Source organism: Streptococcus oralis subsp. oralis, from assembly GCF_002096445.1.
GTDB lineage: Bacteria > Bacillota > Bacilli > Lactobacillales > Streptococcaceae > Streptococcus > Streptococcus oralis_N.
This window is the reverse complement of the sequence record NZ_NCUK01000013.1, coordinates 455,348-474,455: the sequence shown is the minus strand read 5'-3', so window position 1 is coordinate 474,455 and position 19,108 is coordinate 455,348. Positions and strand designations below refer to the sequence as shown.

Sequence of the window (19,108 nt, the reverse complement as noted above, 5' to 3'; positions counted from 1 at the left end):
CTATCATTTTTCTTATTTCCAAAATTTTTATTGCAAGATAAGTGGCTTTATGGTAGACTATTTGAGTAAGTATTGGAAGATTACTCAAGAGGCTTAAGAGGCCGTGTTGGAAACGCGGTAGGCGTGTAACAGCGTGCGTGGGTTCGAATCCCATGTCTTCCGTAGAAAAGCAAAATTATTTTTTTAGATACAACAATGTTGTATCTTTTTTAGCAAAATAATACCAAGGAATACCAAAGACAAAAACAAAAAAACGTTGATTTAACAACGTTTTTCCAAGGTTGGTGAAAGAATAATGGAGCCGGTGGGAGTCGAACCCACGTCCAAACACCTGCCAACATATTTGTCTACAACCATAGGTTATGTATTGTTTTAACAGTCCCTCGACACATAACTCAAGCCTAGGAACTGCGAGTCTATTAATCTCTTATCAAACCACTAGACAAGGCTTGATCGTATCTCGCTAATCATAAGACCTATCATTGAACACGAGCAATCCAAATCAGGTCACGCCTGCTGGTTTTTAGGCAGCTAAAGCGTAAGAAGTGTTATTTTTTGCAGTTATATTTAACTGAGCGTTTACGTCGCCACACGGGTTGCAAAATATGCCTCATAATGCCTGTCGAATCCGTAACGACCCCAAAAGATGATAGAACCATTATAACCTATCTTCATGAAAAATGCAAAATCAAGCCACCTCTTTAGAAAAGAACCCCTTTTAAGGCTTCCGATAAGACTTGATAACCGGCTACACTTAGATGGAGGCCATCTGTTGTATAGTTTTTTTTGAGTTGTCCTTCTGTATCTGTCAAACTATCATAAACAGGCACAAAATCTACCTGCATATAGGCGGATGCTAGAGCCTCATAGGCTTGATTCCATTCTCTGATCTTTTCATTGGTTCGGATATAAACAGTCTGCTTGTATCTCTCTCCCTCATTGACTGGCAGAATAGAAAGGAGCTTTATTTGTGACAACGGATAATCTCGGGCAATTGATTGGATAACTCGCTCAAGATTATCCAAAGCTTCATTCAAGGGAATATCTTTTCCAATATCATTTGTTCCAATTAAGAGAACAATTTGATCCACAGCATCACCATAAAGATGGGCATCCAAATTCTCTAATAAAAGTCCCGTCTGGTAACCTCGGATGCCACGATTAACAATCGTTTTGGCAACCCCAAACAACTCTTGAAGAGGGTAATATTCCACTATCGAATCACCAATAAAGATGATATCTGGCTCTAGAACAGATACTTGATTCAATTCACGATACTTGGTTTGAATTTTTTCCTGCTCTTTTAAGAGCCAATTCTCTAATAACTGTACTGCCACCTTATCCCTCTTTCTCTAACCAATTCTCTAGGACTTGATAAACACCCGCCTGGCTGTTAGCTGGAGCTAGGGCTGTTGCAACTGCCTTGGCCTCTTCATCAGCATTTTCCATAGCATAGGCAATTCCAGCCATCTCCAACATCTCAACATCATTTTCGCTATCACCAAAAGCCATGATCTGTTCCGATGTCAAATTCCAGCGCTTGAGTAATTCTTCCAATCCCCAAGCCTTGTGAACCCCAGCCTGCAGGATATCAATACAGCCATAACCGCTAGAAACAGCTCTTACACGACCATCAAATAAATCATTAATTTCCTGCAAAACTGAACTAGAACGTTCTTCACCAACGACCATGCTCATCTTTAGAACTCCTCCAAAGAGGTCTGAGTTTAGCTCATCCACAAAATTGGTCCTTTGGTAAAGTTTTTCAATCATCTCTGGAGTCATAAATTTTTCCAGGTCTGTAAAAACCGTTCCTTCCTTGACAAAACTCCCGTTCATACAAGTGACGACGAACTGATCTCGACACTCCCTCCCTTTAAAATGAAGGAGAGCCTTGTCAACCATAGCATCATCCCAAGTCTGGGCCTGAAGTAGCGTATCATACTCAAATATACGAGCGCCGTTAGCAACAACCAAGATCACTCGACTCGCCAAGTGTTCTAATAATTGCCTCATTCGATGGACCTCATTTCCCGTCGCAATGACAAAACGGATACCTCGTTCATCTAATTGGTCTAAAATCTTTTCTAAACGTGGCAAGTCCAGTTGCCCCCTCGGGTCTAGCAAAGTTCCATCCATGTCTGTTGCAATCAATTTAATCGTCATCTTGTCTCCTTTAGGGCGAGTACCTACCACTTCAACCCCACATGTTCATTCATTTCTTTATAGGCCGTGTCAATTCGTTCCTTGGTCGCCTCGTCCAACTTGTCACGGTGACTGCCTCCCTCGATGAAGTCCTCTAGGATATAGGTCTGATAGAGGAAGAGCGGATAACCTTCTGGAGAGTAAGTCCCTTTGGGTGTTCGATTGACCCAAGTAGGATGCGCTTTGGCCGTTTCAATCCTAGTCTTGCCATCTTTTTTCTTAATGGTCACATCCATGAGAACACCGCGCTCCGTCCACTTGGCATTTTCCTCATCTTGCATGGTTTCAATGCGCTGGTTTGAGAGGAAATTTCCCATGGAGTAGATGATCAGTTTTTTGTCACCATCTTTTTCAACTGTTTCAGCAGGTTCAACGACGTGAGGATGCCCTCCAAAGATAATATCAGCTCCCCAGTCAATCATCTTGTGGTACAGTGTTTTCTGTTCTTCCGTTGGTTCTAGCTGGTACTCAATTCCCATCTGAGGCATGATGACAGTAATATCCGCCTCCTTCTCAGCACGCTCGATTTCTGCCTTCATCTTATCTTCATTCAAATCAGAAAGATAGCGATTATAGTCCTCTTGAGAGATATACTGCTCAATGCCATTAAAACCGTAGGAATAGGCCAGGAGAGCTACCTTGATACCATTGACTTCCTTGATGACTATAGGGGCTTGGTCACGGGATTCATGTGTGTAGACTCCGATGGGTGTCATTCCTGCCTTTTCAATAGCTTGAGCTGTTGAAACCACTCCCTCAATTTGAGAATCCAAAATGTGATTATGAGCCAAGTCTAGAACTTGGTAGCCTGCATCCTTGATTGCATCCATGACTTCCCCTGGTGCATTAAAGAGAGGATAACCTGCCAAATAGTGGTCCTTGTTCACCGTTCCTTCAAAGTCACCAATTACTAAATCAGCTTGCTTGAGCCAAGGTTTTACATACTCAAAATTTTCATGGAAATCATAGGTTCCATCTTCTTTAAGAGCTGTTCGGTAGATGGGGATATGGTAGAGAAGGTCACCATTTGCCATGATACGTGCCGTCGTTTCACCAGACTGATTTTCCTTGGATTGACTGGAAGTACTTGCAGAATCAAGAGTTTGATTACTAGGACTCGTTCCCTTACTACCTTGTACTGCTCGAACTAATAAGTTTCCCCCCATGGATAAGGCAACTGCAAGCAATAACACAATAATAAACTGGGCATTGGTCCAGGATTTATAATTCCGAAAGAAATCCACACTAGTTCTCCACACTCCATAAAGAGAGCCCTGAGACCGTCTATCTTGTCGCTTTTCCATCTTTATTCCCCCTTGCCTTTTGGTGCAAGTCTTTTCTTTTATTATACCACAGACAAAAGAGGAATACCGTTTATTATATTATTTTTTAGGAACTTCTGCGACTTTCTTTCTCGCCTATTTTGTGTTATCATGTAGAGGTAATGAAAGGAGAGAAAATGTCTGCAATAGAACGTATTACAAAAGCTGCTCACTTAATTGATATGAACGATATTATCCGCGAGGGGAATCCAACTCTTCGCGCAGTTGCTGAGGAAGTTACTTTCCCACTGTCTGACCAGGAAATCATCCTTGGCGAAAAGATGATGCAATTCCTCAAACATTCCCAAGATCCTGTTATGGCTGAGAAAATGGGGCTCCGCGGTGGTGTTGGGCTGGCTGCTCCCCAACTCGATATTTCAAAACGCATTATTGCCGTCTTGGTCCCAAATATTGTGGAAGAAGGTGAAACTCCACAGGAAGCCTACGACTTGCAAGCTGTTATGTACAATCCAAAAATTGTCTCTCACTCTGTTCAGGACGCTGCTCTTGGCGAAGGAGAAGGTTGCCTGTCTGTTGACCGAAACGTACCTGGCTATGTAGTCCGCCATGCTCGCGTTACTGTTGACTACTTTGACAAGGACGGAGAAAAACACCGTATCAAGCTCAAAGGCTACAACTCTATCGTTGTCCAACATGAAATTGATCATCTAAACGGAATCATGTTTTACGATCGTATCAATGAGAAAGATCCATTTGCTGTTAAAGATGGTTTACTGATTCTGGAATAAAGAAAATCCCGTTGCAAGACGGGGTTTTGTGTTATAATAGAGGCATGAAAACAAATGATATTGTCTATGGCGTCCACGCCGTTACAGAAGCCCTCCTTGCAAACACTGGAAATAAACTTTACCTCCAAGAAGATCTTCGAGGTAAGAATGTTGAAAAAGTCAAGGAACTGGCTACAGAAAAGAAGGTATCCATTTCTTGGACTTCAAAAAAATCCCTGTCTGAGATGACCGAAGGCGCTGTTCACCAAGGTTTTGTTCTACGAGTGTCCGAATTTGCCTATAGCGAACTAGAACACATTCTTGCCCAAACGCGTCAAGAAGAAAACCCTTTGCTATTGATTCTGGACGGGTTAACTGACCCCCATAATCTAGGTTCTATCTTGCGAACAGCCGATGCAACCAATGTTTCAGGAGTCATCATTCCCAAGCACCGAGCTGTCGGAGTGACTCCTGTCGTTGCCAAAACGGCCACAGGTGCTATTGAGCATGTACCGATTGCGCGAGTGACCAACCTCAGTCAAACCCTAGATAAACTCAAGGATGAGGGCTTCTGGACCTTCGGAACGGATATGAACGGTACCCCTTGCCACAAGTGGAATACAAAAGGGAAAATCGCCCTCATCATAGGAAATGAAGGAAAAGGCATCTCCAGCAACATCAAAAAACAAGTCGATGAAATGATAACCATTCCCATGAATGGTCATGTTCAAAGCCTCAATGCCAGTGTTGCTGCAGCCATTCTCATGTACGAAGTTTTCCGAAACCGACTATAAAAAAGTTTCCAATCAAGTGATTGGAAACTTTTTTCTTAACTATGTTCTGTAATAAATTTGTAAGCTTCTTGACCAGCGATAGCCCCATCTCCAACTGCTGTTGTCACTTGGCGAAGGTCTTTCTGACGAACATCTCCAACTGCAAAGATACCGTCAACGGCAGTTTTCATGTGATTATCTGTCACAATCCAGCCTGCCTGGTCTTGAATATTCAATTCTTTAACAAAATCGCTAACAGGATCCAAACCAACATAGATAAAGACACCCCCGAAGGCTTGTTCTGTCACTTGACCTGTTTTTACATTTTCAAATACGACAGATTCTACTCGGTTTTCACCTTTGATTTCCTTGACAACAGAATCCCAGATAAAGTTGACTTTCTCATTTGCAAAAGCACGGTCTTGCAAAACCTTTTGGGCACGAAGTTCATCTCGACGGTGAACAATAGTGACGGACTTGGCAAAGCGAGTCAAGAAGAGAGCTTCTTCTACCGCTGAATCTCCACCACCAACTACGAGCAAGTCTTGATCACGGAAGAAAGCTCCATCACAGACCGCACAGTAAGAAACACCTCGACTGTTCAGTTCTTCTTCTCCGGTAACTCCCAAAAGACGGTGTTTAGAACCAGTTGCTACAATGACAGTACGGGTTTCGTAAACTTGATCATCAGTGATTACCTTCTTAAAGTCACCCTTGTCTTCAATATTTTCAACATAGCCATAAAGATGCTCCACTCCAAGGTTTTCAAGTGGTTCAAACATCTTTTCAGCCAATTCAGGTCCACTGATATTAGCATAACCTGGATAGTTTTCAATATCAGATGTGTTATTCATTTGCCCTCCTGGCAGACCACCTTCAATCAAAGCCACTTTCAGATTGCTTCGAGCAGCATATAAGGCAGCGGTCATTCCCGCAGGTCCAGCACCGACAATAATCGTATCGTACATTTCGATTCCTTCTTTCTTGTTGTAACTATCTTTATTCTAACTCATTCTTGCTAGTCACGCAAGGATTATGCCTTGAAAACCAAGAGCAAACTCATGACGGCAAAGGATAATACCGGAACGACCAAAACTCCAATCATAATCATATCATAGAGATGAGCTTGGCGAGCCTTGGCTGTCTTGTCCACACCAGACATGGCTCTCAATCCGATCCAAATCCCCAGAAAAATCACGACAAGGATGGTCGTTAAGATCAAACTCTCGAAATACAAAGAAAATAGATGCAGTAGCATGATCTCTCTCGTTTCTATCTTTTTTAAAGAGTAAACTCAGCTAGTCCAACTAACTGAGTTTTCCTTGTTCTATTATATCAAATATAAGTCCGTTTGTAACTAGCAAAGAATTCTTTTGTTCGTTCTTCTTTCGGATGATTGATGATTTCATCCGGTGTGCCAGACTCGATGATTTTCCCTTTATCTAGGAATAAAACCTTGTCTGCCACTTGGGCTACAAAAGACATATCGTGACTGACCAAAATCATGGTCTGACCTGACTTTGCAGCGTCTGCAATAGACTTTTCTACTTCACCGACCAACTCTGGGTCAAGGGCTGAAGTGGGCTCGTCCAAGAGCAAGACATCTGGTTTCATAGCAAGCGCACGCGCGAGGGCAACCCGTTGCTTTTGTCCACCTGATAAGTGACGAGGATAATGATTTTCACGGTCAGAAAGACCAACCTTGGCCAACTCTTCCTTGGCGATTTTTGTTGCTTCCTCGTCCGATAATTTCTTAACGACAACCAAACCTTCCTTGACATTGTCAAGGGCTGTTCGTCGTTCAAACAAATTAAACTGTTGGAAAACCATAGATAACTTGCGACGAAGGGTTAGAATCTCTTCTTGGCTAATCTGAGAAAAATCAACTTTAAAATTGTCAATCTGAATCGTTCCACTATCTGGAGTTTCAAGGTAGTTCAAACTACGAAGAAAGGTTGATTTCCCAGCTCCAGATGAACCAATCAAAGCCACTACCTCACCTTTTTGGATATCCAAGTTCAGATGATTCAAGACTGTCTGTCCTGAAAAGGATTTGCTTAAATTCGAAATCTTAATCATTAACGAAGGTCTCCTTTCACATCCGTTTGTACTGTATCCGGTGCAGAAATAGCCATTTTTCTCTCGATGAAACGGCCGAGGCTTTCAATTCCGATATTGACTACCCAATAAACAAGGGCAACGGAGATGAAACGTTCAAAATAGCGATAATCGGCTCCACCCAAAATTTGAGCCTGAGCAAAGACTTCCACAACCCCCGCGCTAAAGGCTAGAGAAGTTCCCTTGGTCAAACCTATAAGGGAGTTAATCAAAGTCGGTGTCGCAACTACCGCTGCATTTGGAATAATCACGCGACGATAAACTTGCGCTCGCGTCATACCCAAACTGCGCGCCGCCTCAATTTCACCTGGATTAACAGAAAGGATGGCTGCACGAATCGTTTCACTTGCATAAGCTGCCTCATTAAAAGCAAAGGCCACAATCGCAAAAAGTGCCGCTGGAATCGCATTGATATTGAGACCAGTTCCCCATTGTTGGTTGATAGCTTTCAGTACCAAAGGAATTCCGTAGTAGGTCAACATAAGTTGAACTAGGATTGGGGTACCTTTTAAGAAGCTGACAAAAAAGGCCTGCAAGGGATATAAAATCCTAACACGATTGATCTTAACAATGGCAAAAATCAGGGCAAGTAGCAAACCAAAGAGTGCACCTCCAAGCGTCAACATCAAGGTTGTAGGCAGTTGTTGGACAATCCTTGGAATTCCATCAAAGACCGAACGCAAACTAAAGAGCTTACCATCCGGAATGAATTGCATCAAACTTTGGTACCAATCTGATGCTAAAAATGTTGTAACAGTCATAAAAACATCCTCTCCTGATAATGATTCATTCTATCATACTTCTGCTCGCAAGCAAATTATTTGCTACGGGCTGCTCAGACTTTGTCTATCTTCTAGTTTATCACACTTTAAAACAGGGAGGCTATATATTTTACCTATCAAGGAGATAGATAAAAACTATCTCAAACCTAAGTCCTCATAGGTTTTTCTATAGCCAATTTGTTTAACAGCACCATTCTCCACCAAAATTGGACGTTTCAATAACATACCATCACTCGCTAGAAGCTTAGCTGCTTCTTGTTTTGACAAACTTCCCACCTTATCTTTTAGGCCCAGTTCACGGTATTTGATCCCGCTAGTATTGAAAAATTGTTTCACTTCAAAACCGGAAGTTTCCAACCAGTTCAAAATCGCGTCTTCACTTGGTGTTTCTTCTACGATGTGGACAGCTTGGTATTCCAGTCCAAGTTGATCCAATTCATTTTTTGCTTTCTTACAAGTTGAACATTTTGGATATTCGATAAATTCTAACATCTTCTTTTCTTTCTATTTTTTATTTTCTTGAAATGCTGCACCTTCATGTTGCAAGAGCCAGGCTTTCTTTTCGACTCCAGATGCATAGCCTGTCAGACGCTTGCCTGACCCTAGCACACGATGACAGGGTACGAGGATGGACCAAGGATTACGCCCCACTGCTCCACCAATCGCTTGGGCAGAAGCCACTTGCAAATCTTGAGCTATTTGTCCGTAAGTTACTGTTTGACCATAAGGAATGGCCTGTAAGTAAGCCCAGACTCGCTTTTCAAAATCCGTTCCAATGGGAGCCAAAGGTAAGTCAGATAGATCCTGAACACTGCCTTCGAAATAGGTATCTAAATAGGAAATAACCTGGTCTAGGACAGGATGTTTCTTAACTACTTCTATACTATCTCCAGCGATTCCCCTCTCAAAATGAGTTTGGTTCTGTACCCAAATTCCATACAGATATTGCTTGTCAGCAACTAAGGATAAGGTTCCAATTGGCGACGGGTAGAGCATTTTTGCGTACTTTTTCTGCTTCATTTTTTTAATTTCTGATAGGCCAAACGTTCCCCATCAACTGGAACCTTACCGACCTGTTGGAAGCCCAGCTTTTCAAAGATATGCTGCATGGTCTTGTTTTCTGCATGCGTATCTGAACGAAAATCTAGATAATCAAAACCTTCAACCAAGCCTTCTAGGAAAGTCTGAGCAACACCTTGTCCTTGGACATCTGCTGCCACAGCGATACGGTGAAAGACCAAATATTCTAATTCTTCCCCCTGCCAACTCCCTTCATAAATGGCTTCATAGGCTTCCTCCGGGCTCTTGGTCACAGCAGCATAAGCTAGTAGTTCTCCTTCTTCCAAGGCCACATAGGCTTGGCCTGAGATGATATCATCAATAATGATATCGGCATTTGGATAGCCATTTTGCCACTGGTCGCTACCAGGCTTGGCTAAGCACTTTTTAGCATCCTCCATCACCTGCATAATCGCATCAACTTCGTTTGGAAAAGCTAAACGAATCTCCATCTTTTTCCCTCATTTCTAACTGTTTTCTCTCATCATAGCATAATTTAAAGCTTTCTACAAGCAGTTGAAACTTGACTTTTGTTTTTTATTATTTTATAATCTAGTTATCAAAACTAGATAAAAAGGAGTTGGAAATGAATTCTAACTTTTCCTACCCAAAATGGGAAGACATTCCGAACATTGACCTCTATCTGGATCAGGTTTTGCTTTATGTCAATCAAGTCTGTGCCCCTATCTCTCCAGATAAGGACAAGGGGCTAACAGCATCCATGGTCAATAACTATGTCAAACATGGTTACCTGACAAAGCCAGACAAGAAAAAATACCAACGCAAACAGATTGCCCGTTTGATTGCCATCACTACTCTCAAGTCTGTCTTTTCAATCCAAGAAATCGCTCAGACCCTCAATACTCTGCAAACTCAATCGAGCTCAGACCAGCTCTACGACGCTTTTGTAGACTACATGAACCATGGGATTGATCCAAAAAACCCTATTATCCAAACCAGCTGTCAAACGGTTAAACTCTATCATCAAACTCTAGACTTAATCCTTATCAAAGAAGAGGAGGAAATCCAATGAATACCAGTCTAAAACTCAGTAAAAAGCTCAGTTTTGGAGAGGAAATTGCTAATAGTGTGACCCATGCTGTGGGTGCCGTTATCATGCTCATCCTACTCCCTATTTCATCCACCTATAGTTATGAAGCACACGGGTTTTTATCATCCTTTGGCGTCTCTATTTTTGTTATCAGTCTCTTTCTCATGTTCCTCTCGTCAACCATTTACCACTCTATGGCCTATGGTTCGACCCACAAATACGTCTTGCGAATCATCGACCATTCTATGATTTACGTGGCTATCGCAGGCTCTTATACGCCGGTCGTATTGACTTTGATGAATAACTGGTTTGGCTATCTGATTATTGCCATTCAGTGGGGAACGACCATCTTTGGCATCCTCTATAAAATCTTTGCTAAAAAGGTCAATGAGAAATTCAGCCTTGCCCTTTACCTGATCATGGGCTGGTTGGTTCTGGCTATCATTCCTGCCATTATCAGTCAAACAACGCCAATTTTCTGGAGTCTTATGGTAACTGGTGGACTCTGTTATACAGTTGGAGCTGGATTTTACGCTAAGAAAAAACCTTATTTCCACATGATTTGGCATCTCTTTATCCTAGCGGCATCTGCACTCCAATACATCGCCATTGTTTATTACATGTAAAAAAGTTGAGAATCTTTTCTCAACTTTTTTCTTTACACATATTGATAAAATACTGGTGCAAGCGAGCATCATCTGTCAATTCTGGATGAAAAGAAGTTACCAGCATATTTTTTTCTTGGGCTGCAACGATTTGATTGTCTACGGTTGCTAGAATTTCTACACCCTCTGCAACACTGCTGATAATTGGTCCACGGATAAAGGTCATGGGAATCTGACCAACTCCCTTACATTCTGCCTCTGTATAGAAGCTTCCTAGTTGGCGCCCATAAGCATTGCGCTCAACCACTATATCCATGGTTCCAAGATGACTTTCTTCCTGAGAAGTGATTTCCTTAGCCAGCAAAATCAAACCCGCACAGGTCCCAAAAACGGGTAATCCAGATAAAATGGCTTCTCTTAGAGGAATCAACATCTGTTGGTCACGCAAGAGCTTGCCCATGGTTGTAGACTCCCCACCAGGTAATATCAAACCCGCCAAGTCACTCTGATGTTGTTGAAAATCATCCAAATTTCTGATTTCAACACTCTCGACTCCTAATTTATCTAGCACTTTTTCATGTTCTGCAAAGGCACCCTGCAAGGCCAATATTCCAATTTTCATCTATTTTCCTCGCTCTGCCATAAGAATTTGGATTTCATTCTCATTGATACCAACCATGGCTTCCCCTAGATCTTCAGAGATTTGAGCCAGAATTTGGGGATTTTGGTAGTTGGTTACGGCCTTAACAATAGCACTTGCTCGTTTAACAGGGTCGCCTGATTTGAAAATACCTGAACCAACAAAGACACCCTCTGCCCCCAATTGCATCATCAGCGCAGCATCTGCTGGTGTTGCAACACCTCCAGCTGCGAAGTTTACAACTGGCAATTTTCCATGTTCATGAACGTATTGGACCAATTCTACAGGGACTTGCAAGTCCTTGGCAGCCACATAAAGTTCATCTTCGCGAAGATTTTGAATACGGCGAATTTCTTGATTCATCATGCGCATATGACGAACGGCTTGAACAATATCTCCTGTCCCCGGTTCTCCTTTTGTGCGAATCATGGAAGCTCCTTCAGCGATACGACGCAAGGCTTCACCCAAGTCCTTAGCTCCACAGACAAAAGGAACTTGAAATTCCTTCTTATCTACATGGAAACGATCGTCTGCTGGAGACAGCACTTCACTCTCATCGATATAGTCAATCTCAATAGCCTCTAAAATCTGAGCTTCAACAAAATGCCCAATTCTGACCTTGGCCATCACTGGAATGCTGACCGCTTCTTGGATTTCCTTAATCATCTTTGGATCGCTCATACGGGAAACCCCACCAGCTGCACGAATATCAGCTGGAATCCGTTCCAAGGCCATAACAGCTACCGCACCAGCAGCCTCTGCGATACGAGCCTGTTCAGGGTTTTGAACGTCCATGATAACCCCACCTTTGAGCATCTGTGCCAAGTTTTTATTTAGTTCATAACGATTTTCAGTCATTTCTTAATCCTCATCATTTGTATTGGTAGCTACCATTTCATTTTAAGCCAGATTAGAATGAAGTACAAGATAGAAAAACAATAATTGTCTGGGTACAGGAACATAAAAAAAAACTATCTGACCTTCAGCTAAGGCCAGATAGCTCATCATTTTTTATTTTTCAGCTGTAAGTGCAGCCATTGTGATGTAGTTGTATGGTTTGTTAAAGTGTGGCAAGAAGAATAGGTCTGTCAATGCCAATTTATCAATTGTCACATGTTCTTGGATAGCAAGTGAGAACATATGAATTCCCATGCTGATAGCAGAATCGTGTGAAACCATTTGCGCACCAAGGATTTCGCGGCTGTCTTTGTCAAAGACAATCTTGATGGCAACTTCGTGGTTGTCATGTTTGATAAATTCTGGTTTTTGAAGATCGTTAAAGCCTGTTTCAGTTGCATTATAGCCTGCAGCTTTGGCTTTTTCAAGAGTCAAACCAGTTGAAACCATGTGAAGACCATAGATAGAGATACCGTTTGATCCTTGTACACCAATTCCTTCCAATTCATGTCCACAAGCATTGTAAGCACCAACGATACCAGTACGTACAGCGTTAGATGCAAGAGCGATGTAGCTAGTGTCTTTACGAGCATTGTCATAAACAGTTGCACAGTCACCAACAGCGTATACACCTGGGATAGATGTTTCTTGTTTCTTATCTACAAGGAAGGCACCGTTACGGAAGAGTTCAATCTTACCGTCAGCAAGAGCTGTGTTTGGACGGAAACCAACAGCAAGAACCACCATATCTACATCAAATGTTTCTTTGTCTGTTATCAAGCGTTCAACTTTTCCATCACCTTGGATGGCTTTAACTGTTTGACCAAGAGCCAAGCGGATGTTGTGGTCTTCCAAGTTCTTCGCCATCATTTGGGTAAAGTCTTTGTCATAGTAGCCGTTCAAGACAGTGTCTACGATATCGACAAGCACTACTTCTTTTCCAAGACGCTCAAAGGCTTCGGCAAGTTCAACACCGATGTAACCACCACCAACAACGGCAATGCGCTCAAGGTGTTTGCTCTTGTCAGCAAGTTTTTCAATAACTTCTTCAGCGTTTTGGTACAATTTAACAAATTGTACATTTTCAAGAGTCGCTTTGAATTCGCGGTTACCCTTAACGATTTCAACACCTTCGATTGGAGGCAAGATTGGAGTTGAACCAGTTGCAAAGATCAATTTATCATAAGCCTCTTTGTGTTCTTTACCTTCAACTTCTGCTGTCACAACTTTGTTATCGTAGTCAATTGAAAGAACTGGTGAGTTCATGTAAACTTTAGCACCTTTTGCTTCCAATTTTTCTTTATCAGAGTAGAAGAGACCTTCTGGGCCATCAATTTGTTCCCCGATCCAAAGCGCCATTCCACAACCAAGGAATGAAATATTTGAGTTTTGGTCAAATACTACGATTTCGTTCTCATGTCCGAAGTTGTCCAACATGGTATTAATACAAGCTGTACCAGCGTGGTTAGCACCAACTACAACGATTTTACTCATAGAAAAATTCCTACCTTTAATTTTTGATTTACCTTTCTAGTATATCATTTACTGTTAGCGTTTACAAGATATTTGCTCAGAATTCTCTTTTTTTCAGAAAAAAATACACTTAACATTGATGAATCTACTTTTTCTATCGTTTTCATATTAATTTTGAGCATATTTCTTGACTTTTTGTCAAAATTCATTTGTGAAAACGCTGACTTTATGATATGCTAGATACATGGAAAGAAAATGTAAGGGGTTTAATTTTTCTTTAACTACCTCATATTGAATGATTTCCTATAAGAAGAAAGGAGCTGGTAGCTTGCCTCTTCATTCACGTTCTGAACGGCTAATGGGAACAACTATCACGATTTCATTAGTAGGTGAACAGGCTGATTACCTACTTCAAGGAGCCTTTGATTTGCTCAAGGAACTCGAATACCGCTTTAACGCCAACAGTCAAGAATCCGAACTGATGGAAATCAACTACCAAGCTGGAATCGCACCTGTTAAGGTTCATCCTGACTTATTTGAACTGATTGCTCTTGGGTTAGAGCATAGCCTAGCTCCATCTAGCCATCTAAACATCAGCATTGGCCCCTTGATTCAAACCTGGCGAATCGGATTTGCAGATGCACGGCTTCCAGACTCTAAAGAAATCGAAGCTGTCTTGCCTCTAGTTGACCCGCATTTTATCAAGTTGGATCCGACTAGCTCTACTGTCTTTTTAGAGAAGAAAGGAATGAAGCTTGATTTAGGTTGCTTAGCCAAGGGCTATAGTGCAGATAAGGTTGCCCAGTATTTGAAAGAACACGGTGTCACCTCTGCCTTGATCAATCTCGGAGGAAATATCCTCACCATCGGGAACAATCAAGTCAAAGACGGGAAAGCCTGGCAGATTGGGATTCAAGATCCGCGAAATCCTCGTGGCAATCATCTCCTAACTATCCCTGCTTCTAACAAATCCGTTGTCACTTCAGGTATCTATGAACGCCACCTGACAGTAGATGGAAAAGACTATCACCATATCTTTGATAGTGAGACAGGATTCCCTGTCGAAACTGATCTCGCTAGCCTGACGATTGTCTCTGATAAATCCGTTGATGGTGAGATTTGGACAACTCGCCTATTCGGAGAGCGAAGCGCTTCTATCCTCTGGCAAGTCGAAAGTATAGATGGTATTGAAACCATCCTCATCGACAAAGAAGGACGCCTTGCTTGTTCTTCAGGCCTTCAAAATTGTATTATGTAAAAAGAGAAAGGAAATCTCATGCTAAAACTTATTGCCATTGTTGGAACGAACTCTAAACGTTCTACAAACCGCCAATTGCTCCAATACATGCAAAAACACTTTGCTGATAAAGCTGAAATTGAACTCGTTGAAATCAAGGATATCCCTGTTTTCAACAAACCTGCAGATAAACTTCTTCCCGCTGAAATTCTTGAAATTGCAGCTAAAATTGAAGAGGCTGATGGTGTGATTATCGGTACTCCTGAGTACGACCACTCTATCCCTGCAGTTTTGATGAGCGCTCTTGCTTGGCTATCTTACGGTATCTACCCACTTTTGAACAAACCAATCATGATCACTGGTGCTTCCTATGGTACACTTGGTTCATCTCGTGCCCAATTGCAACTTCGTCAAATCTTGAACGCTCCTGAAATTAAGGCAAATGTTCTACCAGATGAATTCTTGCTTTCTCACTCTCTTCAAGCATTTAACCCAAGTGGCGACTTGGTTGACCTTGATGTCATCAAGAAATTGGATGCCATCTTTGATGACTTCCGTATCTTTGTGAAGATTACAGAGAAATTGCGCAATGCACAAGAATTGCTTCGCAAAGATGCAGAAGAATTTGACTGGGAAAATTTGTAAGATAGGAGACCGAAAGAATGAAATTTGTTGGACTTGTTGGATCAAACTACGATCAATCATATAACCGCAAACTCTTGGAATTTATCCGTCGCAATTTCAAATTCAAATTTGAATTAGAAGTTCTTGAAATCGACGAAGTTCCAATGTTTAACCAAGACGAAAAATGGGACGAAAGCTTCCAATTACGTTTCTTGTATAACAAGATTACACGTGCTGATGGTGTCATTATCGCCACTCCTGAGCACAACCACACTATCTCAGCTTCACTCAAATCTGTACTCGAATGGCTTTCATACGAAGTTCATCCATTTGAAAACAAGCCTGTCATGATTGTGGGTGCATCATACTATGACCAAGGAACATCACGTGCCCAAGTTCACCTTCGTAAAATCCTTGATGCTCCAGGTGTCAATGCCTACACGCTTCCAGGTAACGAATTCCTTCTTGGTAAAGCTAAGGAAGCTTTTGATAACAACGGAAATATCACCAACGAAGGAACTGTTAAATTCCTTGAAACTTGCTTAGATAACTTTGTAAAATACGTAGGAGTCGTTTCGAAATTGAAAAAACCAAAACCAATCGAACCAGAAGACTTGGATTGTGGAAAACCAATTGCTACAACCATTACAGAAGTTGACCCTGACGATCCAGAATGGGTAGAAAAAGTTGCAGCAATCACTGGTGCTGTTTCTGGTGATACCTATGTCAAATTAGACCACGGTATCCTGACAGTTAACCAAATTGATATGTTCTTGAAAGCTATGCCATTTGAATTGACATACGCTGACGACAACAACCAATTCCTCTACTACAACAACGCTCACCAAGATCCAGACACCATGTTTGCTAAACGTGTACCACCTCAATCAGGTAGCCGTATGTCGACTGTTCATGGTTCTCTTCCACCAGCACGTATGAAGAACGTAGAGTGGGTTATCGGAACACTTCGCAACGGAAACCAAGAATACGTCCGTACGATCGTTCCAGGTTCTCCTGCAGGTGTCATCAACACACACAACTACCAAGCAATGTACTATCCTGATGGATCATACGCTGGAATCAATGAAATCGTCTTTAACTTCCAACCATGGCTTGACTGGTACCTAAAAGAAACTGGTCAACGTTTGGTAGGTGGTAGTGGACCTTTCGCTCCTGCTGCTGGAGGTCATGGAGACGCTGATGCTACTTCTGGTGCTTCTGATTCAGGGGATGCTGGAGGCCACGGTGGTGACGCTGACGCTACTTCTGGCGCAAGCAACTAAGAAACCAAAAAGGAGCCAGGTGGCTCCTTTCAGATTGAAGACAAAGTCCTTAGAAGACACTTTTCTAAGGGCTTTTCTTTTTGTAAAGTTGTATCATAGAGGTAAGAAAAGTTGTGAGGTGCTAACTATGTTTCACAAAGAAAAACCAGATTATCATCGCTGCCAATATGGCTTCTATACGATAGACGAATTGGTCCCAAGAGATCACTTTCTTCGCCAAGTGGAATCAGAGGTTGATTTTGACTTTATCTATGACTTAGTTGAAGATACCTATAGTCCAGATAATGGTCTCCCTTGGCGGACAAGATTTGATTGGCCGGAGCTACATCAGTCTCTCTCAAGGGGAAAAGCAGCTCTTGCTGATTGCGCGCAGTTTCATGGAAAAGCCAGAACTGCTTATCTTAGATGAAGCGACCAGCGGTCTGGATCTCTTTGCTCGCGAGCGCCTGCTGGATCAGATTGGTAAGATTACACAGATGGAGAAAGCTCCAACTATCCTCTATGTCACCCACCATGTTGAGGAAATCACTGCTGCTATGGATCATGTCCTACTACTAAAAGAAGCTGAAATTATTGCCCAAGGTCCTAAAGGAGACATACTTCAAAAAGAGGTCATGGATCGCTTCTATCCTCAGCCAGTCGAGCTGATTGAGCTGGGAGAAGACCGCTATTTCATCAAGGTAGAGGTCAGGTCCTCATGAAGCAATTTTCTAATACCATTTTCAACCTGGGCTACTTCCTGATTCTGACCATGACTGCGATTGCCTTGCTTTTCCTGTCTGGGCAGATTCTGCTGTCCCATACTTACATCCCTTTGAGGATTGCTGAGGGGGTCCAATTCGTCAGTAATCCTTGGTATTTCTACCCTATCCTCCTGCTCTTTCTCCTCAGCCTCTTTTTAATCCGGCCCCTGTTGGAAAAGGTTCAGACCAAGCATCTTTTTTGGATTTTTTCCCTCATCTTTATAGCAACAGCGATTTTTCTGATAACGGCCTACGATGGCCGCATTCGAGCTGACGCCAAGCACGTTTTCAATGCAGCGCTAGCCTTTAACTGAGGAGATTACAGCTCACTGACAACCGTCGGAAGCTACATGTATCGCAATCCCCATCAGCTAGGACTGATGACTCTGGAGCGACTTTATGCTTTTATTTCTCCGACGACTCATTTTGCCTTTAGCATGAATGTCGTCTGGACTTTACTCAGTCATTTCTTGATCTACAATATTACAGCCCTGCTCAATGCCAGAGAAATGATTCAGAAATACACGATTCTGCTGACTTTTCTCTTTCTACCACAACTCTTTTTCGTTCTCTTTGTCTACGGTACCATTCCCGGTCTCTTCTTCTGTCTGCTCAGTCTCTATGCTTTTATCAAGCTGGATCAGAAAGGAAACCTGCTCTATGCCTTGCTGGGAGCTGCCAGCATCAGTCTGGCCTGCCTCCTGCGCAACAACTACATTATCTTTGCCATTATGCTGATCGGCGTCTACTTCCTGTCCGTTTTTTATAAATGGTCTTGGAAGAAACCACTGACTATCATCCTGATTTTAGCCGGCATCGTTCTTTCAAACAAGGGTCTGACGGCCTACTATGAACAGCTGATCGGAGGCAAGATAGGTGTCGGCACACCAAAAATCGCCTACATCACTATGGGCCTGCGGGATGATCCTAATCGGCAGAGTCTGGGAGGCTGGTACGATGCCTACAATACCAAGATTCTCAAGCGCAACAAGTACGATGAAAATTTGGCTACAGAAATGGCCACTCGGGATTTGAAGGATATCCTGATTCACTTCAGCAAGCATCCTGATTATGCGCTGAAATTCTTCTACGAAAAGGTCAAGTCTACCTGGACTGAGCCGACTTTTCAGTCCATTTGGACTGGGCCTCAGATTGAGCGCCAGCAATACATGAAGCCAACTGTCTTGCGCAGCATTTATGAGGAAAGAAAAGGTTATCAGATTGTTAATTTCCTGCTCTTAACCCTGCTAGCCAGCATCTATCTGCTCTCCTGTTTCTTTATCCTGCATAAATTTTTCGTCGCCGAGGAAAAGCTGACGCCTTTTGACCTCTATCCCTTCATCTTTCTCTTGGGGGGCGGCCTCTTCCACTTCTTCTGGGAAACCAAGAGCCAGTATGTCTATATCTATGTCCTCCTTCTCATCCCTTCCGCCTCTCAATCCTTAGTCGACCTAAGCGATTGGTGGAAGAACAAAGGAAAAGGGAAATCAACAGACCAGCTTGAGAAAAACCTATAAAACTTGAACACTTGATAAGAATTTGTTATAATTTTATAGGAATACTAAGTG

Annotated in this window: 20 protein-coding genes, 1 tRNA gene, 1 other RNA gene and 3 pseudogenes; 11 read left to right on the top strand and 14 right to left on the bottom strand. The window is 42.3% G+C overall.

What is annotated here, in order from left to right; all coding sequences use genetic code 11:
- Positions 1–74: 74 nt before the first annotated feature.
- Positions 75–162, top strand: a tRNA-Ser gene (locus tag B7721_RS05640).
- A 131-nt stretch (positions 163–293) separates the two neighbouring features.
- Here B7721_RS05640 and ssrA read toward each other — a convergent pair.
- The 4 genes from ssrA to B7721_RS05620 form a co-directional block, all read right to left on the bottom strand.
- Positions 294–641, bottom strand: a transfer-messenger RNA (tmRNA) gene (ssrA, locus tag B7721_RS05635).
- Between the two features lie 60 nt (positions 642–701).
- Entirely contained in the window at positions 702–1,337 is a 636-nt protein-coding gene (locus tag B7721_RS05630; protein ID WP_084877960.1) for an SGNH/GDSL hydrolase family protein, read from the bottom strand.
- Between the two features lies 1 nt (position 1,338).
- Entirely contained in the window at positions 1,339–2,166 is an 828-nt protein-coding gene (locus B7721_RS05625; protein ID WP_084877958.1) for a Cof-type HAD-IIB family hydrolase, read from the bottom strand.
- Positions 2,167–2,189: 23 nt separating this feature from the next.
- The gene (locus B7721_RS05620) at positions 2,190–3,509 is read right to left on the bottom strand and encodes a CapA family protein (RefSeq protein WP_000415548.1); all 1,320 of its coding nucleotides are present in this window, start codon (positions 3,507–3,509) and stop codon (positions 2,190–2,192) included.
- Positions 3,510–3,664: 155 nt separating this feature from the next.
- Between B7721_RS05620 and def the strand changes: the two genes are divergently transcribed.
- Positions 3,665–4,276 carry a peptide deformylase gene (gene def / locus B7721_RS05615; protein WP_001272959.1) on the top strand — a complete coding sequence of 204 codons (612 nt, stop codon included), beginning with the start codon at positions 3,665–3,667 and terminating at the stop codon, positions 4,274–4,276.
- A 44-nt stretch (positions 4,277–4,320) separates the two neighbouring features.
- Entirely contained in the window at positions 4,321–5,049 is a 729-nt protein-coding gene (gene rlmB / locus B7721_RS05610; RefSeq protein ID WP_084877956.1) for a 23S rRNA (guanosine(2251)-2'-O)-methyltransferase RlmB, read from the top strand.
- Between the two features lie 35 nt (positions 5,050–5,084).
- On the opposite strand, the gene trxB is transcribed toward rlmB, so the two are convergent.
- From trxB to B7721_RS05575, 7 genes are all read right to left on the bottom strand, one after another.
- Entirely contained in the window at positions 5,085–5,996 is a 912-nt protein-coding gene (trxB, locus tag B7721_RS05605; RefSeq protein WP_000272342.1) for a thioredoxin-disulfide reductase, read from the bottom strand.
- A 65-nt stretch (positions 5,997–6,061) separates the two neighbouring features.
- A complete protein-coding gene (locus B7721_RS05600; protein WP_000924294.1) occupies positions 6,062–6,286 on the bottom strand; it encodes a DUF4059 family protein in 225 nt (74 codons plus the stop codon).
- Positions 6,287–6,363: 77 nt separating this feature from the next.
- On the bottom strand, positions 6,364–7,107 hold the full coding sequence (locus tag B7721_RS05595) for an amino acid ABC transporter ATP-binding protein (RefSeq protein WP_000590997.1): 744 nt from the start codon (positions 7,105–7,107) through the stop codon (positions 6,364–6,366).
- Positions 7,107–7,907 (bottom strand): amino acid ABC transporter permease, encoded by an 801-nt coding sequence (locus tag B7721_RS05590; protein ID WP_084877954.1) that lies wholly within the window; start codon positions 7,905–7,907, stop codon positions 7,107–7,109. The genes B7721_RS05595 and B7721_RS05590 overlap by 1 nt, the downstream gene beginning before the upstream one ends.
- A gap of 156 nt (positions 7,908–8,063) precedes the next feature.
- On the bottom strand, positions 8,064–8,420 hold the full coding sequence (locus B7721_RS05585; protein ID WP_084877952.1) for an arsenate reductase family protein: 357 nt from the start codon (positions 8,418–8,420) through the stop codon (positions 8,064–8,066).
- A gap of 12 nt (positions 8,421–8,432) precedes the next feature.
- Positions 8,433–8,948, bottom strand: a complete 516-nt coding sequence (locus B7721_RS05580) for a methylated-DNA--[protein]-cysteine S-methyltransferase (RefSeq protein WP_084877950.1) — start codon at positions 8,946–8,948, stop codon at positions 8,433–8,435.
- Positions 8,945–9,439, bottom strand: a complete 495-nt coding sequence (locus tag B7721_RS05575) for a GNAT family N-acetyltransferase (protein ID WP_084877948.1) — start codon at positions 9,437–9,439, stop codon at positions 8,945–8,947. The genes B7721_RS05580 and B7721_RS05575 overlap by 4 nt, the downstream gene beginning before the upstream one ends.
- 134 nt (positions 9,440–9,573) lie before the next feature.
- Here B7721_RS05575 and B7721_RS05570 point away from each other — a divergent pair, with 134 nt between their 5' ends.
- Together B7721_RS05570 and trhA are read left to right on the top strand one after the other, a co-directional pair.
- Positions 9,574–10,020, top strand: a complete 447-nt coding sequence (locus tag B7721_RS05570) for a DUF1836 domain-containing protein (protein WP_001087580.1) — start codon at positions 9,574–9,576, stop codon at positions 10,018–10,020.
- On the top strand, positions 10,017–10,664 hold the full coding sequence (trhA, locus tag B7721_RS05565; RefSeq protein ID WP_001097972.1) for a PAQR family membrane homeostasis protein TrhA: 648 nt from the start codon (positions 10,017–10,019) through the stop codon (positions 10,662–10,664). Before B7721_RS05570 ends, trhA begins: the two co-directional genes overlap by 4 nt.
- Positions 10,665–10,683: 19 nt before the next feature.
- Here the strand turns inward: trhA and pdxT are convergent, their stop codons facing one another.
- The 3 genes from pdxT to nox form a co-directional block, all read right to left on the bottom strand.
- Entirely contained in the window at positions 10,684–11,265 is a 582-nt protein-coding gene (gene pdxT, locus B7721_RS05560; protein WP_084877946.1) for a pyridoxal 5'-phosphate synthase glutaminase subunit PdxT, read from the bottom strand.
- Entirely contained in the window at positions 11,266–12,141 is an 876-nt protein-coding gene (pdxS, locus tag B7721_RS05555; RefSeq protein ID WP_084877944.1) for a pyridoxal 5'-phosphate synthase lyase subunit PdxS, read from the bottom strand.
- A 153-nt stretch (positions 12,142–12,294) separates the two neighbouring features.
- Positions 12,295–13,674, bottom strand: coding sequence for a H2O-forming NADH oxidase (nox, locus tag B7721_RS05550; RefSeq protein WP_084877943.1), 1,380 nt, complete (start codon positions 13,672–13,674; stop codon positions 12,295–12,297).
- Between the two features lie 307 nt (positions 13,675–13,981).
- Between nox and B7721_RS05545 the strand changes: the two genes are divergently transcribed.
- The 6 genes and pseudogenes from B7721_RS05545 (at position 13,982) to B7721_RS05525 (ending at position 19,057) form a co-directional block, all read left to right on the top strand.
- Positions 13,982–14,911: an FAD:protein FMN transferase gene (locus B7721_RS05545; protein WP_084878861.1), complete on the top strand. Its 930-nt coding sequence runs from the start codon at positions 13,982–13,984 to the stop codon at positions 14,909–14,911.
- 18 nt (positions 14,912–14,929) lie between these two features.
- Entirely contained in the window at positions 14,930–15,535 is a 606-nt protein-coding gene (locus B7721_RS05540) for an NADPH-dependent FMN reductase (RefSeq protein ID WP_000915930.1), read from the top strand.
- 17 nt (positions 15,536–15,552) lie between these two features.
- A complete protein-coding gene (locus tag B7721_RS05535; RefSeq protein ID WP_000673672.1) occupies positions 15,553–16,797 on the top strand; it encodes an NAD(P)H-dependent oxidoreductase in 1,245 nt (414 codons plus the stop codon).
- 127 nt (positions 16,798–16,924) lie between these two features.
- Positions 16,925–17,092: pseudogene (locus B7721_RS10045) on the top strand (IS5/IS1182 family transposase); the annotation flags it as partial.
- A pseudogene (locus B7721_RS05530) lies at positions 17,088–17,498 on the top strand (ATP-binding cassette domain-containing protein); the annotation flags it as partial. The pseudogenes B7721_RS10045 and B7721_RS05530, both read left to right, overlap by 5 nt.
- Positions 17,495–19,057 (top strand): annotated as a pseudogene (locus B7721_RS05525) (beta-carotene 15,15'-monooxygenase). The pseudogenes B7721_RS05530 and B7721_RS05525, both read left to right, overlap by 4 nt.
- Positions 19,058–19,108: the final 51 nt, after the last annotated feature.

Coding starts and splice junctions, on each gene's coding strand:
- def (WP_001272959.1), top strand. CDS start 3,665: ATGTCTGCAATAGAACGTATTACAAAAGCTGCTCACTTAATTGATATG.
- nox (WP_084877943.1), bottom strand. CDS start 13,674: ATGAGTAAAATCGTTGTAGTTGGTGCTAACCACGCTGGTACAGCTTGT.
- pdxS (WP_084877944.1), bottom strand. CDS start 12,141: ATGACTGAAAATCGTTATGAACTAAATAAAAACTTGGCACAGATGCTC.
- B7721_RS05535 (WP_000673672.1), top strand. CDS start 15,553: ATGAAATTTGTTGGACTTGTTGGATCAAACTACGATCAATCATATAAC.
- B7721_RS05575 (WP_084877948.1), bottom strand. CDS start 9,439: ATGGAGATTCGTTTAGCTTTTCCAAACGAAGTTGATGCGATTATGCAG.
- trhA (WP_001097972.1), top strand. CDS start 10,017: ATGAATACCAGTCTAAAACTCAGTAAAAAGCTCAGTTTTGGAGAGGAA.
- B7721_RS05585 (WP_084877952.1), bottom strand. CDS start 8,420: ATGTTAGAATTTATCGAATATCCAAAATGTTCAACTTGTAAGAAAGCA.
- B7721_RS05580 (WP_084877950.1), bottom strand. CDS start 8,948: ATGAAGCAGAAAAAGTACGCAAAAATGCTCTACCCGTCGCCAATTGGA.
- B7721_RS05590 (WP_084877954.1), bottom strand. CDS start 7,907: ATGACTGTTACAACATTTTTAGCATCAGATTGGTACCAAAGTTTGATG.
- B7721_RS05570 (WP_001087580.1), top strand. CDS start 9,574: ATGAATTCTAACTTTTCCTACCCAAAATGGGAAGACATTCCGAACATT.
- B7721_RS05595 (WP_000590997.1), bottom strand. CDS start 7,107: ATGATTAAGATTTCGAATTTAAGCAAATCCTTTTCAGGACAGACAGTC.
- pdxT (WP_084877946.1), bottom strand. CDS start 11,265: ATGAAAATTGGAATATTGGCCTTGCAGGGTGCCTTTGCAGAACATGAA.
- trxB (WP_000272342.1), bottom strand. CDS start 5,996: ATGTACGATACGATTATTGTCGGTGCTGGACCTGCGGGAATGACCGCT.
- B7721_RS05600 (WP_000924294.1), bottom strand. CDS start 6,286: ATGCTACTGCATCTATTTTCTTTGTATTTCGAGAGTTTGATCTTAACG.
- B7721_RS05625 (WP_084877958.1), bottom strand. CDS start 2,166: ATGACGATTAAATTGATTGCAACAGACATGGATGGAACTTTGCTAGAC.
- B7721_RS05540 (WP_000915930.1), top strand. CDS start 14,930: ATGCTAAAACTTATTGCCATTGTTGGAACGAACTCTAAACGTTCTACA.
- B7721_RS05620 (WP_000415548.1), bottom strand. CDS start 3,509: ATGGAAAAGCGACAAGATAGACGGTCTCAGGGCTCTCTTTATGGAGTG.
- rlmB (WP_084877956.1), top strand. CDS start 4,321: ATGAAAACAAATGATATTGTCTATGGCGTCCACGCCGTTACAGAAGCC.